The 14,880-nt window shown below is 74.4% G+C and carries 14 protein-coding genes and 1 pseudogene; 8 read left to right on the top strand and 7 right to left on the bottom strand.

What is annotated here, in order from left to right:
* Positions 1 to 7: 7 nt before the first annotated feature.
* Both ACN20G_RS34285 and ACN20G_RS34280 read right to left on the bottom strand, forming a co-directional pair.
* A complete protein-coding gene (locus ACN20G_RS34285; protein ID WP_424217158.1) occupies positions 8 to 1,522 on the bottom strand; it encodes an FGGY family carbohydrate kinase in 1,515 nt (504 codons plus the stop codon).
* 3 nt (positions 1,523 to 1,525) lie between these two features.
* On the bottom strand, positions 1,526 to 2,920 hold the full coding sequence (locus ACN20G_RS34280; RefSeq protein WP_424217157.1) for an MFS transporter: 1,395 nt from the start codon (positions 2,918 to 2,920) through the stop codon (positions 1,526 to 1,528).
* A gap of 388 nt (positions 2,921 to 3,308) precedes the next feature.
* On the opposite strand from ACN20G_RS34280, the gene ACN20G_RS34275 reads away from it, so the two are divergent.
* From ACN20G_RS34275 to ACN20G_RS34255, 5 genes are all read left to right on the top strand, one after another.
* Positions 3,309 to 4,145 carry a DeoR/GlpR family DNA-binding transcription regulator gene (locus ACN20G_RS34275; protein ID WP_424217156.1) on the top strand — a complete coding sequence of 279 codons (837 nt, stop codon included), beginning with the start codon at positions 3,309 to 3,311 and terminating at the stop codon, positions 4,143 to 4,145.
* 625 nt (positions 4,146 to 4,770) lie between these two features.
* Positions 4,771 to 5,202, top strand: a complete 432-nt coding sequence (locus tag ACN20G_RS34270) for a MarR family winged helix-turn-helix transcriptional regulator (protein WP_424217155.1) — start codon at positions 4,771 to 4,773, stop codon at positions 5,200 to 5,202.
* 176 nt (positions 5,203 to 5,378) lie between these two features.
* Positions 5,379 to 5,849, top strand: a complete 471-nt coding sequence (locus tag ACN20G_RS34265; protein WP_424217154.1) for a hypothetical protein — start codon at positions 5,379 to 5,381, stop codon at positions 5,847 to 5,849.
* A complete protein-coding gene (locus tag ACN20G_RS34260) occupies positions 5,846 to 6,178 on the top strand; it encodes a DUF3817 domain-containing protein (protein ID WP_424217153.1) in 333 nt (110 codons plus the stop codon). Before ACN20G_RS34265 ends, ACN20G_RS34260 begins: the two co-directional genes overlap by 4 nt.
* Positions 6,175 to 6,504: a rhodanese-like domain-containing protein gene (locus ACN20G_RS34255; RefSeq protein ID WP_424217152.1), complete on the top strand. Its 330-nt coding sequence runs from the start codon at positions 6,175 to 6,177 to the stop codon at positions 6,502 to 6,504. The genes ACN20G_RS34260 and ACN20G_RS34255 overlap by 4 nt, the downstream gene beginning before the upstream one ends.
* A 10-nt stretch (positions 6,505 to 6,514) precedes the next feature.
* Here the strand turns inward: ACN20G_RS34255 and ACN20G_RS34250 are convergent, their stop codons facing one another.
* Complete coding sequence (locus ACN20G_RS34250; RefSeq protein ID WP_424217151.1) at positions 6,515 to 7,159, bottom strand: TetR/AcrR family transcriptional regulator; 645 nt, start codon at positions 7,157 to 7,159, stop codon at positions 6,515 to 6,517.
* A 128-nt stretch (positions 7,160 to 7,287) separates the two neighbouring features.
* Between ACN20G_RS34250 and ACN20G_RS34245 the strand changes: the two genes are divergently transcribed.
* Together ACN20G_RS34245 and ACN20G_RS34240 are read left to right on the top strand one after the other, a co-directional pair.
* Positions 7,288 to 8,739, top strand: coding sequence for an amidase (locus ACN20G_RS34245; protein ID WP_424217150.1), 1,452 nt, complete (start codon positions 7,288 to 7,290; stop codon positions 8,737 to 8,739).
* Between the two features lie 174 nt (positions 8,740 to 8,913).
* The gene (locus ACN20G_RS34240) at positions 8,914 to 10,386 is read left to right on the top strand and encodes a cytosine permease (protein ID WP_424217149.1); all 1,473 of its coding nucleotides are present in this window, start codon (positions 8,914 to 8,916) and stop codon (positions 10,384 to 10,386) included.
* Between the two features lie 44 nt (positions 10,387 to 10,430).
* Here the strand turns inward: ACN20G_RS34240 and ACN20G_RS34235 are convergent.
* Both ACN20G_RS34235 and ACN20G_RS34230 read right to left on the bottom strand, forming a co-directional pair.
* Positions 10,431 to 10,730 (bottom strand): annotated as a pseudogene (locus ACN20G_RS34235) (gamma-glutamylcyclotransferase family protein); the annotation flags it as partial.
* A 137-nt stretch (positions 10,731 to 10,867) separates the two neighbouring features.
* Positions 10,868 to 11,551 (bottom strand): TetR/AcrR family transcriptional regulator, encoded by a 684-nt coding sequence (locus ACN20G_RS34230; RefSeq protein ID WP_424217148.1) that lies wholly within the window; start codon positions 11,549 to 11,551, stop codon positions 10,868 to 10,870.
* 525 nt (positions 11,552 to 12,076) lie between these two features.
* Here ACN20G_RS34230 and ACN20G_RS34225 point away from each other — a divergent pair.
* Entirely contained in the window at positions 12,077 to 13,438 is a 1,362-nt protein-coding gene (locus ACN20G_RS34225; protein WP_424217147.1) for a low temperature requirement protein A, read from the top strand.
* An 18-nt stretch (positions 13,439 to 13,456) separates the two neighbouring features.
* Here the strand turns inward: ACN20G_RS34225 and ACN20G_RS34220 are convergent, their stop codons facing one another.
* Both ACN20G_RS34220 and ACN20G_RS34215 read right to left on the bottom strand, forming a co-directional pair.
* On the bottom strand, positions 13,457 to 14,026 hold the full coding sequence (locus ACN20G_RS34220) for a hydrolase (protein WP_424217146.1): 570 nt from the start codon (positions 14,024 to 14,026) through the stop codon (positions 13,457 to 13,459).
* Between the two features lie 128 nt (positions 14,027 to 14,154).
* On the bottom strand, positions 14,155 to 14,697 hold the full coding sequence (locus ACN20G_RS34215) for a MarR family winged helix-turn-helix transcriptional regulator (RefSeq protein ID WP_424217145.1): 543 nt from the start codon (positions 14,695 to 14,697) through the stop codon (positions 14,155 to 14,157).
* Between the last annotated feature and the right edge of the window lie 183 nt (positions 14,698 to 14,880).

The raw sequence follows: 14,880 nt of genomic DNA, 5'->3' as shown, positions 1-14,880 counted from the left end.
GGGGGCTTCAGACACGGAGGGCTCCGGGGCGGGTGGAGGGGAGTTCGGCGCCGGCGGCCCAGCCGCCGGCGCGGGCGCGTTCGCGACGGTCGAGGAATGCCTTGTACAGGTCGTCCTGGGCGGCGGCGCGGGCCGGGTCGGGTTCCCAGGTGGTGCGCATCCGCACGTACTTGGCGGCGGCGCTGTGCATGCTGGATTCGGCGCCGCTGAGGACCAGGCCGGTCAGGAAGGCGCCCTTGGCGCCGAGTTCGGTGTCGCCGGAGCGGGCGGTGGGGACGCCGGTGGCGTCGGCGATCATCTGGCACCACTCGTCGCTGTTGGCTCCGCCGCCGCACAGCCGCAGTTCGGTGACGGTGGTGCGGGAGGACTCCAGGCAGTCGCGGAGCACGAGGGCCAGGCCCTGGAAGACGGAGCGGGCGATGTCGGCGCGGCTGTGTTCCAGGGAGAGCCCGGACAGGCAGCCGCGGGCGTGCGGGTCGAGGAAGGGGGCGCGTTCGCCGGCGGGCGAGAGGTAGGGGAGGAAGACGAGACCGGAGGGGTCGTCGGGGGCTTCGGAGAAGGCGAGTCGGGACAGGTCCGGGGGCCCGTCCAGGCCCAGCAGGTCGGCGGCCCAGCCGAGCACCTCGGCGCCGTTGAGGGTGGGGAAGGCCCGCAGGACGCGTTCGCGGCCCCGGTAGGCGATGTTGATGCCGGAGGGTTCGCCGCTGGTGTCGACGCCGGTGCGGACGATCTCGGTGCACAGGGTCGTGCCGAGGATGGTGCACGCCTGGCCGGGGTTGACGACGCCGACGCCGCGCGCGGTGGACGCGATGTCGTAGGGGGCCATCACCACCGGCAGGCCGGTGGGCAGGCCCAGTTGACCGGCGGCCTCGGGGGTGATCTCCGCGATCCGTTCGTTCTCGCCGACGACGGTCGGCAGCAGGTCGCGGTGGTGGGTGAGGCCGAACAGGGAGAGGATCTCGGGGTCGTAGTCGCCCGTGGAGTGGTCGAGGAAGGGCGCGGAGGCGTCGGACTCGTCCATGGCGACCCGGCCCGTCAGGCGCAGGAAGAGCCAGCCGGCGGCGGTGAGGGCGGCCGTGGTGTCGCCGAGGCGGCCGGGGTCGTTGGTGTCGAGCCAGGAGAGGATCGCGTTCGGCATGCCGCTGCACGTGAGGGAGCCGTTGCGGCGGAACGCGGTCTCCAGGACGCCCTCGCGGTCCCAGCGGCCGAGGATGTCCCCGGCGCGGCCGTCGGACCACAGGATCGCGGGCCCGGTGGGCCGGCCCTTCGCGTCCACGGGCCACAGGCCGTCGCCCTGCGCGGTGAAGGTGACCAGCCAGACGGGGTCGGAGAGGTCGGTGAGGACCTCGCGGACGGTGTAGACGACCGTGTTCCACACGGTGTCCATGTCCTGCTCGGCCCAGCCGGGCCGGGGGCGGCGCACTTCGGTGGCCAGTCGGGAGACGGCCAGTTCGTTGCCCTGGTCGTCGAAGACCACGGATTTGATCATCGTGGTGCCGACGTCGATGGCGAGGACGGACATGGGTCAGACGCCTTTCGGGGTGGACGCGGTGGGGGCGGAGGCGGCGGGGGCACGGTGCCCGTCGGGGGCGGGGGCGTCGGGTGCGTCGAGGGCGGGGGCGTCGACGGCCTCGGGCGTGGCGGCGGCGGCCTGGTCGGCCGGGGTCCGCAGCCAGATCATGAGGACGGCGCTGACCGCGTGGTAGCCGGCGAAGATCCAGGTGACGCCCATGACACCGAGCGGTCCGAGGAACAGGGCGACGGTCAGCGGGCCCAGGAAGGTGGAGGCGCCGGCGCCGAGGTTGAGGGCGGCCATGGCCTGCCCCTTGTGGCGGGGCGCGATGGCCGTCATGAGGGCCGACAGGGGCACGTAGCCGGAGAGCGTCGCGCCGTAGAACACGGCGACCAGGAGACACAGGGCGTAGTGGCCGCCGACGGCGTCCGGGACGTGGAAGAGGACGAGGGTGGAGATCGTGCAACCGAGGCCGCCGCACCAGGCGACGGTGTTGCGCCAGCCGATCCGGTCGCCGATGACGCCGAACATCAGGTTGGTGACGATGTTCGTGCCGAACATGACGGCCACCAGGCGCAGCCACTGCTCGTTCGTCAGGCCGACCGTGTCCACGAACCAGACCGGCAGCATGACCATGAAGCCGAACTGCGAGGCCGTGTTGAACATGCGGACCGCCGCGCCGGCGCCGACCCGGGGGTTGCGGTAGAGAATCGTCAGCGAGCCCACGAGCCCCTTCATCGGGCTCTCCCCGGCGGGCGCCAGACGGGCCGCGCCGATCGGCTCGCGGACGGGCAGCAGGGCGACGAGACCGCCGACGCAGACCACGCCCAGGGCCACCCACAGGGTGGCGTACTCGCCGGCCCGGGGGATCAGGAAGCTCGCGCCGAGGGAGCCGAGGGTGGGCAGACCGGCGGAGAACGCCGACCAGAACCAGCCCATCGCGCTGCCCATCTGCCGGGGCGGGGCCACGGCCGCGATCCACACCAGGAAGGCGTACGCGAACAACGGGAAGGCCAGGCCGCGCAGGGCGTAGGCCACCAGCAGCAGCGGATAGGACTCGCTGGGGATGGCGACGGCGAGGAAGAAGACGTGGGTGACGGCGAACAGGCCCAGGCCCAGCCACATGACCCGGCGCGGGCCCCACAGGTCCGACAGCGCCCCCGCGAACCAGGAGGCGATCGCGCCGGTGATGCCGTACACGGTGAAGATGAAGGCCACGTCGGAGCCGGATATGCCCAGGCTCGCGAGGTAGGGGGACAGGTAGCCGGCCTCGATGCCGACGCCCGACATGAAGATCAGCAGTCCGACGTAGCCCCAGGACAGGGGGCGGGGGATGCCCATGCGGGAGAGCAGGGATCCGTCGGTCGGGGGGCTGTGGGTCGGGGCGGGAATCGGGGTGTTCGTCATTGAATCTCCCCTGAGCGGGTGGGTACGGGCGCGATCGCCGGCGGCGGATCGGTCGGGACGGGGTCCGCCGCACGCGTCGGCCTCGACGGCGACGCGGGACGCGGGGGGACGGGCCGGGCCGTCCGGGAAGGGGTCCCGGTGGCTCCGGCGCCCCGCTGCGGGCCCCGTTGACACCGAGCGAACAGGCAGGCCCGTGGGCCCGTCAACCGCGGTCGAGAACTCCCCGTCCACAAGGGCTTTCTCCGTGATAGGAGGACTTTCGGCCCGGCCCGTGCCGCGCCCGGAGCAGGGAGGGTGAGGGGGAGAGCGGGGTGTGAGAACGGTGTGAAGTTCACAGGCCCTGGGGACGGACGCGAAGGGCCGGAAAACGGCGGGAAGGCGGGACGGGGTGACGGTCGAGGACCGGGAGGAGGTCAGGGAGCGCAGGCGCCGACTCATCCGGGAGGCGGTCCTCGCCGAGGGCTTCGCCCGCGCGGCGGACCTGGCCGACGAGCACGGCGTCAGCCTCATGACCGTGCACCGCGATCTGGACCTGCTCCAGGCGCAGGGCTGGCTGCGCAAGACGCGCGGCGGGGCCACCGGACTGCACTCGGCGCACTTCCACGGGAACGTCGCCACCCGACTGTCCACGATGGCCGCGACGAAGAAACTGCTGGCCCGGGAGGCGGCGCGGCTGGTGACCCCCGGACAGACGGTGCTGCTCGACGACAGCACCACCTGCCTGCCGATGACCCGCGAACTGACCACCCGCACCCCGGTCACCGTCATCACCAACTCGCTGCCCGCGATCACCGCGCTGAGCCGGGAACGCGGGGTGCGGCTGTTGGCGTTGGGCGGCGAGTACTACCCGGCGTACGACGCGTTCCTCGGACTGCTGACGGCCGACCAGGTGTCGGCGCTGCGGGCCGACGTGCTGTTCATGTCGACGACGGCCGTCACCCGGGGCCGCTGCTACCACACCTCGCCGGAGACCGTGCAGGTCAAGCGGGCCATGATGGCGGCGGCCGGGCGCACGGTGCTGGTGGTGGACCACACGAAGTTCTCGCGGGACGGGACGTACGCGCTGGCCCCGCTGTCCGCGTTCGACCTCGTGGTCACCGACGCGGGACTGCCGGAGCACGAGGTCACGTCGATCCGCCGCACGGGCACGGAGGTCCGCGTCGCCGAACCCGACCAGCCCCCCGTCTCCCCCGTCTCCCCCGTCCGCACCGGCCGCGGGGCATAGCCGGGGAAGGCGCGCCGATCGGTCAACTCCACCGGATCGGCCGCCATTTCGCCCCATCTCCGGACCTCGCCCCACACGCCCCCGCACCGGAAACGGAATCCTGCGCGACGGTTTCCCGCCGGCGTCGCGGGAGTGACGGGTGAGGGCGGGGCACGGGCCGACCGTGCCCGAAGGGGCGCGAGGGGGCGCCGGCGGAGCCGGGTCGGCCGCCGGAATCCCGGGTTCTGGTGCGCGAACGGGCAGCCGGCCGGGGGCCTCCCGGGACCGGGACGGAGGGCCGGCGATGGTGGCGGCAGTCCGCCAAGCGGGGCGCGGGACGCGGGCGGCGGGGCGCCGCCGGCGATCATGTGTGGCGGGGCCGGTCCGCCCGGCGGCTCAGGGACCGGCCCCGAGGACACGTCACGTCGCACCCTGCGGCGTGCGGTCGATTCGGGGCGGCCGGTCCCGCGCCGGAGGGGTGCGCGAGACCGGCCGCCCACGACGGCCGACGGGGCCGGGGCGGCCGAGGGCACCGGGGGAGGGCGCCGCAAGACGGAGCGGGGGGTGTGCCGGGTGGCGGGTGTCGGTGTGCCGGGAGGGCGGGAGGGCGGGAGGGCCGGCGTCGGGTATTGGGTAGCTTGCTCCCATGTCCACTCCCCCTCCGTTCAGCCCCGTCGTCATGCTGCTCACCGTGAGTCGCGTGTGGGAGGCCGCGCTCACCGACGCCCTGAAGCCGCTCGGGCTGACCCCCCGCAAGTACGGGCTGCTGGGTCACGTGCGCGGGACCCCCGGGATCTCGTTCAGCGAACTCGCGCGGCGGTCCCGCATCACGGTGCAGAGCGCGCACTCCGCCGTGGCGGCCTTCGTCACGGCCGGTCTCGTCGACGACATGACCGCGCACGCGGGCGCGGCGTCGCGGCTGCGGGTCACCCCGGAGGGGGACGCGCTGCTGGCGCGGGCCGCCGAGGCGGTGACGCGCCTGGACGCGGAGTTCGCGGCCCGGCACCCCGAACTGACCGATACCCTGCGCGCCGAGATGGCCCGCATGACCTCGGCCCCCCGCGAGAGCTCTCGCTGACACCGCGCGGCTTGGTCCGCGACGGCGCGCGGCACGGTCCGCGACGGCACGCGGCTTGGTCCGCGACACCGCACGGCCCGGTACACGACGGCGCGCGGCACGGACCCGGTCGGCGCGACCCCTTCGCCCCTCGCCGGGTCCTTCCCATTCCATGACCTTCAGGTAGCCTGAAGGTCATGGAACCTCTCCTGCTGTCCCTCCACATCGTGGCGGGCATCCTCTTCGTGGGCCCCGTGGCCGTCGCGACCAGCCTCTTTCCCCGCTACGCGCCCCTGGCCGCGCCACCTCCCCCCGGCGCCGATCCGGGCGTCGATCCGGGCGGGCGCGGGCCGGACACGGCCCGGCTGCTGCACCGGATCACCCACCGCTACGGCGTGCTCGCCGTCACCGTGCCCGTCGCGGGTCTCGTCCTCGCCCTCGTGCAGGGTCGTGCGGGCGACGTGTGGGTGGTGGTCGCGATGGTGCTCACCGCCGTCGCCGGCGCCCTGCTCGTGCTGCGGATCGCGCCGGCGCAGCGCGAGGCTCTCGACTCCCCGGACGACGGGGCCCGGCTGCGTCGACTGGGCGCGATGACCGGCGTGTTCAACCTGCTGTGGGCCGCCGTCGTGGTGCTGATGGTGTCGCGCCCCGGATCGAGCCCGTCGTGAGCCCGTTGCTGCGCACCCTCGGGGTGCTCTCGCTGCTCGAACTGGTCAGCGTCCTGGGCCTGGTGGGCAATCTGCTCACCGTCCACGACCCCGCCCTCGCCGGGCTGCTCGGGCCGGCGCACGGGGCGCTGTACCTGACCGTCGTCGTCACGGCGCTGTTCGGGCGCGGTCTGACGCGGCGCACCCGGATCGGTGCGGCCCTGCCGCTCGTCGGCGGCCCGCTCACGCTGCTCAACGTCCGGCGCGAAGCGGGCGCACCGGCCGGCGACCACGGGGCACCGGCACCGGCACCGACATCGGCGTCGACATCGGACGGGGTCCTCTCGTGAGTTTCCGCCACCACCTGCGCCGGCCGCGCGCGGTCACCGCCGAGGAGGCGGTCCGGCTCGTCGCGGACGGCGCGCTCGTGGTCGACGTGCGGCGCGCGTTCGAGTGGAACCGCGTCCACATCCCCGGGGCCGTCCACCTGCCCCTGGCCGAACTCGCCGCCCGTTGCGAGGAGTTGCCGGACGACCGGACCCTCGTCACGTTCTGCACGGGCGGCCTGCGCTCCGCCGGGGCCGCGAACCTGCTGACGGAGTTCGGCTTCACCGCCGTCAACATGACCGGCGGCCTGATCGCCTGGCGCGCGGCGGGCGGCCCCCTCATCCCCTGACCCGCTCCCGTCAGGCGGGGGAGGGCGGGCCCGTCCGATGGGGTGCCCGCGTGTCCCGCGCGGGCCGGGCGTGCCGTTCCAGGATTCCCTCGACCACTCCCATCAGGCGCTCCCCCACCCGGTCGACGCTCCCGTTGTGCGCGCTGACCTGAGCGCCTTCCAGCACGAAGGTGATCGCGGCCGCGGCCTCCTCGGGGTCGCGCAGGCCGGCCCCCGTGCACATGGCGACCAGCCTGCGGGTCTGGAGCGCCTTGTGCTCCTCGATCACCCGGCGGGCGGGGTGGGCGCGGTCGGGCAGTTCCGCGAGGGAGTTGACGAAGGGGCAGCCCCGGTAGGAGATCGCCGGCAGCCCTTCGGCGATGAAGCGGGCCAGCCCGAGGATCTGCTCCCGGGGCCGGTCGGGGTGCTCGGCCTCGACCCGGTCGAAGGCCGCCTGGTAGTCCGCGGCCAGGATCCGCAGCCACTCCGCCACCAGCGCGTCCTTGGTGTCGAAATGCCGGTAGATCGCCATCTTGGTGGTGTCGGCACGCTCGGCGATCGCCTGGACCCCCACGCGCCGGATCCCCTCGTTCCGGAAGAGTTCTTCCGCGGCGTCGAGGATGCGCTCGCGAGGTGGCAGTTTGGCCACCCTGCCCGGTCTGCTGCCGGCTTCCATGGCCGCTCCGTGACCTCCGGGTCCGCTGCGGGACCGCTCGATTTTCCTTGCACGGTACCAGTCGGTGCTGCACGATACCGTTGAGTATCGCACGAGACCTGTCGGTATCATTTCGTGAGGAGTGAACGGTGAGGATCGCCGAGTACGTGACCTTCGACGCGGTCGGACTGGCGGAGCTGGTGGCTCGGGGCGAGGTGACCCCCGCCGAAGTGGAGGCGGCCGCGCGCGGGGCCGCGCGGGTGGTGAACCCGCGGATCAACGCCGTCGTGGAGACCTGGCCGGCCGAGGACGCGCCGGCGCCGGGCAGCACGCCCCTGGCCGGGGTCCCGTTCCTGATCAAGGACATCGCGGTCGCCATGGCCGGCAAGCGGATGGAGCTGGGCAGCCGACTCGCCGCCGGGAACGTGTCCGCGGCCGACTCCTCCCTGATGCGGCGTCTGCGTCGTGCCGGGCTCGTGACCATCGGACGCACCGCGACGCCGGAGATGGCCTACAGCAACACGACGGAACCCGTCCTGTACGGCGCGACCCGCAATCCCTGGGACCCCTCGCGCGGCGCCGGCGGGTCCAGCGGGGGCGCCGGGGCCGCCGTCGCGGCCGGCGTGGTCCCGATCGCGCATGCCACGGACGCCGCCGGCTCGATCCGTGTCCCCGCCGCCCACAACGGCCTGTTCGGGTTGAAACCCACCCGCGGCCGCGTGTCCGTCGGGCCCTGGTTCGACGAACTCTTCAACGGCCTCGTCGTGCACGGCGGCGTCAGTCGCACCGTGCGCGACAGCGCGGCCCTGCTCGACCTGATCCGGGGCCCGGAACCGGGCGACCCCTATTTCGCCGAGGAACCGTCCCGGCCCTACGCGGCGGAGGTAGGCCGCCCTCCGGGCCGGCTGCGGATCGGCGTACTGGCCCGGGCGTGGGGCGGGCACCGCACCAGCGCGCCCGTGGCGGACTCGCTCTCCCGGACCGTGCGCCTGCTGGAAACCCTCGGCCATCGGGTGGAGGCGGTCACCGTCGACCTCGGGGTCGACTGGGAGGAGTTCGTCCTGGCCTCGGCCCGCCAGTGGACGGCGAACCTCGTGGCCTCCATCGACGACCTGGCCGCCGCCCTCGACCGGCCCGTCGACTCCTCCACCCTGGAGCCACCCACCCTCGCGAGCCACCGCTACGGGCAGAGCGTCACCGGAGCGCAGTTCGTCGCCGCCCTCGGGATCCGGAACCGGATCTCACGGAGCCTGGCACGGTACTTCGGGACCCACGACGCGCTGCTGACCCCGAGCGTGCCGGACCTGCCGCCGCTCCTGGGCACCCATGCGGCGGGCGCGGAGGCGTTGGACGGACTCGGTTGGCTGCGCCGCCTCTTCGACCACGCGCCGTTCAGCGCGGTGTTCAACGTCGCGGGCACGCCGGCCATGTCGGTGCCGATCACGGCCGACGCGGGAACGGGGCTCCCGATCGGCATGCAGTTCGCCGCCGGATACGGCCGCGAGGACCTGCTCTTCCGGCTGGCCGGACAACTCGAACAGGCCGCGCCGTGGTCGAACCGGACGCCCGCCGTGTGGGCGGCGAACCCCGCGGGACGCTGACCGGCCGCTCCCGGGCACTCCCGGGCGAACGCACGGCGAGAGCATGAATTGGAGCGCCGTTCCATATTGCGATCAGCTTGCCGCAGGGGATTGACCCGGGATGGGATCCGGGTCACATTGAGTGGCGTTCAAAGTGATGTGCGCCCACCCTCGTCCTGCCACGGGAGTCCCCCCATGCCCATCGAACAGCGCGGTGTCGACACCATCCCCGAAGCGGAACGGACCAGCGGCCCCCGGGACCTGGTCGCGATCCTGCTCGGCTCCAACCTCTGCCTCGGCGTGATCGTCTTCGGTTGGCTGCCCCCGTCCTTCGGGCTGGGGCTCGTGCCCTCCGTCACGGCCGTCGTGGTCGGCACGCTGGTCGGGATCGTGTTCACCGCACCGCTCGCCCTGGTGTCGCTGCGGACCGCGACCAATCTGTCCACGTCCAGCGGCGCGCAGTTCGGCGTGCGGGGGCGGCTGGTGGGGTCGGTGGTCGGGTTGCTGTTGTCCCTCGGCTACACCGCGCTCACCCTGTGGATCGGGGGTGACGTGATGGCCGGCGCCCTGGCCCGCCTCATCGGGCTGCCCGACACCGGCCCCACCCGGGCCGCGATGTACGGGCTGCTCGCCGCGTGCACGGTCGTCGGCGCCGTCTTCGGCTACCGGCTCCTGCTGCGGCTGAGCCGGGCCCTGTCCCTGCTGATCGTGGCCCTGCTGGCGCTCGGCGTCGTGGCCTACGCCCCGCAGTTCACCACCGCCGCCCCGCCCGACACCGCGTACCTGCTGGGCTCCTTCTGGCCCACGTGGCTGCTGGCCTGCGTCGCCGCCGGGCTGAGCGGGCCCGTCGCCTTCATCACCCTGCTCGGCGACTACACCCGCTACGTCTCCCCCCGCCGCCACGACTCCCGCACGGTATTGCGCGCCACGGGCCTGGGACTGCTGATCGGCCTGCTGATCCCCCAGCTGTTCGGCACCTTCACCGCCCTCGCCGCCCGCGCCGGCGCCGAGTACGCCGGGCCGCTCGTGGCGGCCGCGCCCTTCTGGTACCTGCTGCCGCTGCTGGTCGTCGCGGCGGCCGGATCGGTCGGCAACGCCGGCCTGATGCTGTACTCCATGGGCCTGGACCTCGACGCGCTCCTGCCCCGCGCCACCCGCACGAGGGCCACCGTGATCGCGGCGGCCGTCGCCACCGCCTTCGTGTTCCTCGGCTCCTTCGGCTGGGACGCGCAGTCCGCGATGACCTCGTTCGTGCTGCTGCTCACCGCCATGGGCACCCCCTGGGCGGTGATCACCCTGATCGGTTTCGTCCGCTGCCGCGGGGTCTACGACGCCGACGCGCTCCAGGTGTTCAACCGGCGGGCGCGCGGCGGCGCGTACTGGTACCGCGGGGGCTGGAACCCGCGCGCGACGGTCGCGTGGGCGGTGGGCGCGGCCGTGGGGCTGACGGCGGTGTCGACCCCGGTGTACGAGGGCCCGCTGACGGCCCTCACGGGCGGGGTGGACTGCGGTTTCGTCCTCTCGGGCCTGGTCGGCGGCGTGCTCTACGCCTCGTTCACGGCGCGCCCCCGGCCGGTGGTTCGGCCCACGGACTCGCCCGAGGTCGAGGCCGAGCTCGATGCGGCCCCGGACCGGGCCCGCATCCAGCCGGCCACGCCCTCCGTGTAGGCCGGCAGCAGTTCGCGGCCGAACCGCTCCCGGTCCCAGTCCCCCACCAGGACCGCGGACGGATCGACGCACACGTAGGCGGCGGCGACCACCCCGGCCTCCGTGACCACGGTCCGCGCCTCGTACAGCGGGCCCTCGTAGGCGTCCAGAAGGGCGCGTTCCCCGGCGGTCAGACCGAGCAGCAGCCGGCCCTCGGTCCGGCCGCCGGCCCGGGGCACGAGCCCCGGGTAGTCGCGACCGCGCAGGGCCGCGGCCCGCCACCCGGCCAGGGCCGCGGCCTCGGCCGGCGGAACCCGCCCCAACAGCACCCGCAGCACCGGCGCGAAGCACAGGCTGCCGTACACGAACAGCGGCGGCTCGGCCGCCGGGTGGTTCGTCGTCGGTTCATCGCTCGGCGCCAAGGCCACACCCCCCGGGTGGTCGTCGTCCCCCGGAGCGTACGCCCCCACCCCCCATCCCGGAACGCCCGCCGAAGGGTCGGTCAGTGGGGGAGGCGGGTGGCCAGGCCGTCCAGGACCACCGCCAGGCCCTCGGTGAACTTCGTCTCGCGCAGGGCGACCGGGTCGGGGATGCCGGGGTCCTCGTGACCCTCGGCGGCGGCCAGGTCCTTGATGAACTCGCCTTCGGAGCGGCCCGACCGGGCCACCGTGGTGAGCCACGCGCTCTCGGTCGAGCTCATGCCGACGACGTAGGAGTAGAGCACGTCGATCGCCGTGTCCGGCACCGGGAAGCGGGCGGTGGTGAACAGTTCGACCAGCGCGTCGGCGAGGGCGGAGAGGTTGGGGCCCCGGTAGGCCAGGGCGGTCCTGCCGAGTTCGGCGCACAGCCACGGGTGCCGCAGGGCGGTCTCGCGGAACGAGCGGACGCAGGCGGTGACGGCGGCGCGCCAGTCCGGGGGGTCGACCGGGGGGACCAGGACGGCCCCGATCACCTCGTCCACGGCGAGTTCCATCAGCTCGTGCTTGGTGGCCACGTGCCGGTAGAAGGAGGTGGCGCCGGCGTTCAGGCGGGCGCCGAGCTTGCGCATGCTGAGCGCCTCGGCCCCGGCCTCGTCGAGCATCGCGATGGCCTCGCGGACGATCACCTCGCGGCTCAGCGCGGGCTGGCGGGGCTCGGGCGCGGGGCGCGCCCAGACGGAGGGGACGGGCTTGACCGGTGCCGGCATCTCGCTGCTCCTGGGGTGCGCACGGTGTTCGCTCCGAGAGTACAGCCCGGATTGGGTGCCACCGGCGGGCGTGCGGGCGCGGAGCCGCCCGGCCCGCCCCCGAGCGGGTCGGGTGGCTCCGCGGTGCGCCGGCCGGGGGGTGTCCGGCGGACCGGACCCCCGGCGTCCGGTGTCACGGGATACTGTCGCACACGGCGTGCCCTGATGCGTACAGTGTTCGCCGGCGGGTTTTCGTCGGTGACGGAGACCCGCGCGCGAACCGGGTCCCGGCGCGACGCTCGGAGGGGAGCGCCGCGCCGGGACCCGGTCGGGGGGCCGAGGCGCACGGGACGGGGCGCAAGGACCGTGCGGCGGTGGGAGCGGGGTGGGGTGTGGCGCCGCCGTGCGTGGCGCCTTGGGGCGCCGACCCCTTCCGCCTGGGGATCCGGGGCGCGTGGGGCGCGCGGCGGGCGATCGGTCCCGGCCGCGCCGCGTCCCCGTCCGGCGCCGGTTCGATGCCCGGTTCGCCCGCTATAGGGTGCTGATGTGACGGATGCGCAGCGCGGGGAAGGCTCCCCGGATACCGGTACGGGTACGGGTACGGCGGTCGAGGAGCGGCACGCGACGTGGCTGGAACTGTTCTTCGACCTGATCGCCGTGGTCGGCACGGCGCAGTTGGCCCACCTGCTGCACGGTGATCCCTCGGCCGCCGACATCGGCCTGTTCGTCCTGCTCTACCTGGCGTTCTGGACCGTCTGGATGTGCTTCACGGTCTACGGGAACGTGGCCGGCGACCGGGCCCGCGAACGGACCCTGCTCGTGGGCATGCTCGGCATGGCGGTGCTGGCCGCGTCGGTCGCCGGGGTGCACGAGGGCGAGCACGAACGGGCCTTCGCCCTCACGTACGTGCTGCTGCGGTTCGTGGCGAGCGGGGTGTGGCGACGCCGCCGGGAGATGCTCGTGGACTGGCCCGTGGCCCAGTTCACGGCCGGGGTCACGCCCTGGGTGGTGTCGATCTGGGTGGACGGCCCGGCCCGGCACTGGCTGTGGGCGGCCGGCCTGGCCATCGACCTGTGGGCCACGCTGGGGATCTCGGCGGCGCGGATCCGCGAGAGCGTGACCGCCCGCCTGTCGGCGCCCCCGCGCGGGGGCGGGCCCCGGACCGGGGGACGCGGCCCCCGGACCGGACGCGGGGCCCACGACACACGGGAGGCCCCGGGCGCACGGGTGGCCCGGGACGCGCGGGAGGCCCGGGATCGGCTGCCGCTCACGTTCGCGCACGTGGACCCGGTGCACCTGGGCGAGCGGCTCGGCCTGTTCACGATCATCGTGCTCGGCGAGGGCGTGGCCCAACTGGTGACCACCGGCTCCGGCGAGGGCTGGGACCGGCCCCTGTGGGGGTTCGGGCTCGCCGCGTTCCTGCTGCTGGTGGCCCTGTGGCGGTTGTCGCTCGTGCGCGGGTACGGCGGCGTGCCGACGCTCGGGGCGGGCGTGCTGCCACCGCGCCTGGTGCTGCTCGCGCACTGCGTCGTCAACGGGGCCCTGACCGCGCTGGCCGCCGGCCTGGGCGCGGCGATGGCGCACCGGCACGGCCCGCTGCCCGATCACGTGCGCTGGACCCTGTGCGCGAGCCTGGCCGTGTACGTGGCGGTCGCGGTCCTCGCGGCGGTGGTCACGCGCCGGGCCCGGGGCGGTCCGCGGGACCGCCGGGGCCTGTTCGGGCACCTGCTGCCGGCGCTGCTGGTGTCGCCGGCGGTCGGCCTGTTCGGGGGCGGGCTGTCGGCGCTCGCGGTGGTGTGGTTGCTGCTCCTGGGACCGGCCTGGGGCGTGGCGGGGTATCTCGGCCGGCCCGCGCGGCAGGCGCCCGAGATGCCTAAGGTGCCCGAGGTGCCCGACGCGCGCACGTGAGCCGTGCGGGCCGGGGGTTCACAGGAGGGCGAGGACCTCGTCCGTGGTGCCGGTCTCGCCGAGGCGGGGGAAGATCCGCTCGACGCTGTTGCGGTGCGCGTCGCCGTTCATGTCCGTCATCGCGTCCACGGCGAGGGTGACGTGGTAACCGTGCTCGTGGGCGGCGCGGGCCGTGGACTCCACGCCGATGCTGGTGGCGATGCCGGCGAGGACGATCTGGGTGATGCCCCGGCGGCGCAGTTGCAGGTCGAGGTCGGTGCCGTAGAACGCGGACCAGTTGCGCTTGGTGACAAGCACGTCCCCGTCGTGACCGGCGAGTTCGGGGGCGAGCACGTCCCAGCCGGCGGGCGGGGGGCCCTGCCGGCGGGGGGCCTCGGTGCGGCCGGGGACGGCGTCGGCGCCGTCGGCCGCGGTGGTGACGCGGACCAGGACGACGGGCCGACCGGCGGCGCGGAAGGCGTCCGCGAGCCGCACGCTGCGGGCCAGGACCTCGCCGCCGGGGTACGGGCTGCCGGGGATGGCCAGGATGCCGTGCTGGAGGTCGATGACGACGAGCGCGCTGGTGGGGTCGATGGCGGTGAGGGTCATGGGGGGGCGCCTTTCACTGGGGGGGGTGGGCGGTAGGGGCTTTCCGGCGGTATCGGGTCCGGAGGTCGGGGGCGGGAGATACGGGTCGGGGGAACGGGAGTGGGGGGCACCGGGGTGGGGTGATCGCCTCAGCTCGTGGTGATGCGGTCCAGGAGGGCCATGGCCGTGCTCACGGCCCGGATCTCCTCCTCGGTGCCGTGTTCCTGGAGGGCGCGCGCGAGCCAGGCCCGGCGGGCCCGGAGTTCGCCGCGCCAGGTCTCGTGCCCGAGTTCGGTGACGCTGACGACCCGGCGTCGGCCGTCCCGGGGGTCGGGGTCGCGGCGCACCAGGCCGGCCGCTTCCAGGGCGAGGACGGTCGCGGCCACCGACTGCGGCCGGACCCCTTCGGCGGCGGCCAGCTCACCGGCCGTGGCGGGCCCTTGTTTGACCAGCCTGATCATCACGGATGCCTGGGCCGCGCTCAGGTCGGCGGCGCCATCCGTGACCCCGTCCGGGGCGTGCAGGGCCTGGAGTCGGCGGCGCAGCCGGCCCAACGTCACCCAGGTCTCCCCGGCGGCGACGGCCGCCGCCTCGGACACGCCGGCGGGCACGAGGGCGGGGGCCTGGGCCTGGGTCCGGGCCTCGTTCCGGGCCGAAGCTCGGGCCGGCGGCGGATCGGTCGACTCGGTCATGTCCCCACCCTAGATCAACAGTCCGGACTGTGCAGTGCGCACTGCACAGTCTTGGCTGTCTTTTTGTCGGCCCATGACCGTGCCCCCCGCACGCCGCCACACCGCACCACACCGCACCACCCCGCACCGGACGGGTCGGCCGGATTGGGCCGAACGGCCCCGTCCCGACGGGCCCGCGCGCGG

The sequence above is a fragment of the Streptomyces dryopteridis genome, assembly GCF_049606955.1.
Taxonomy (GTDB): domain Bacteria; phylum Actinomycetota; class Actinomycetes; order Streptomycetales; family Streptomycetaceae; genus Streptomyces.
The sequence above is the reverse complement of the archived record's forward strand: the minus strand, read 5'-3'. Positions and strand labels throughout refer to the sequence as shown.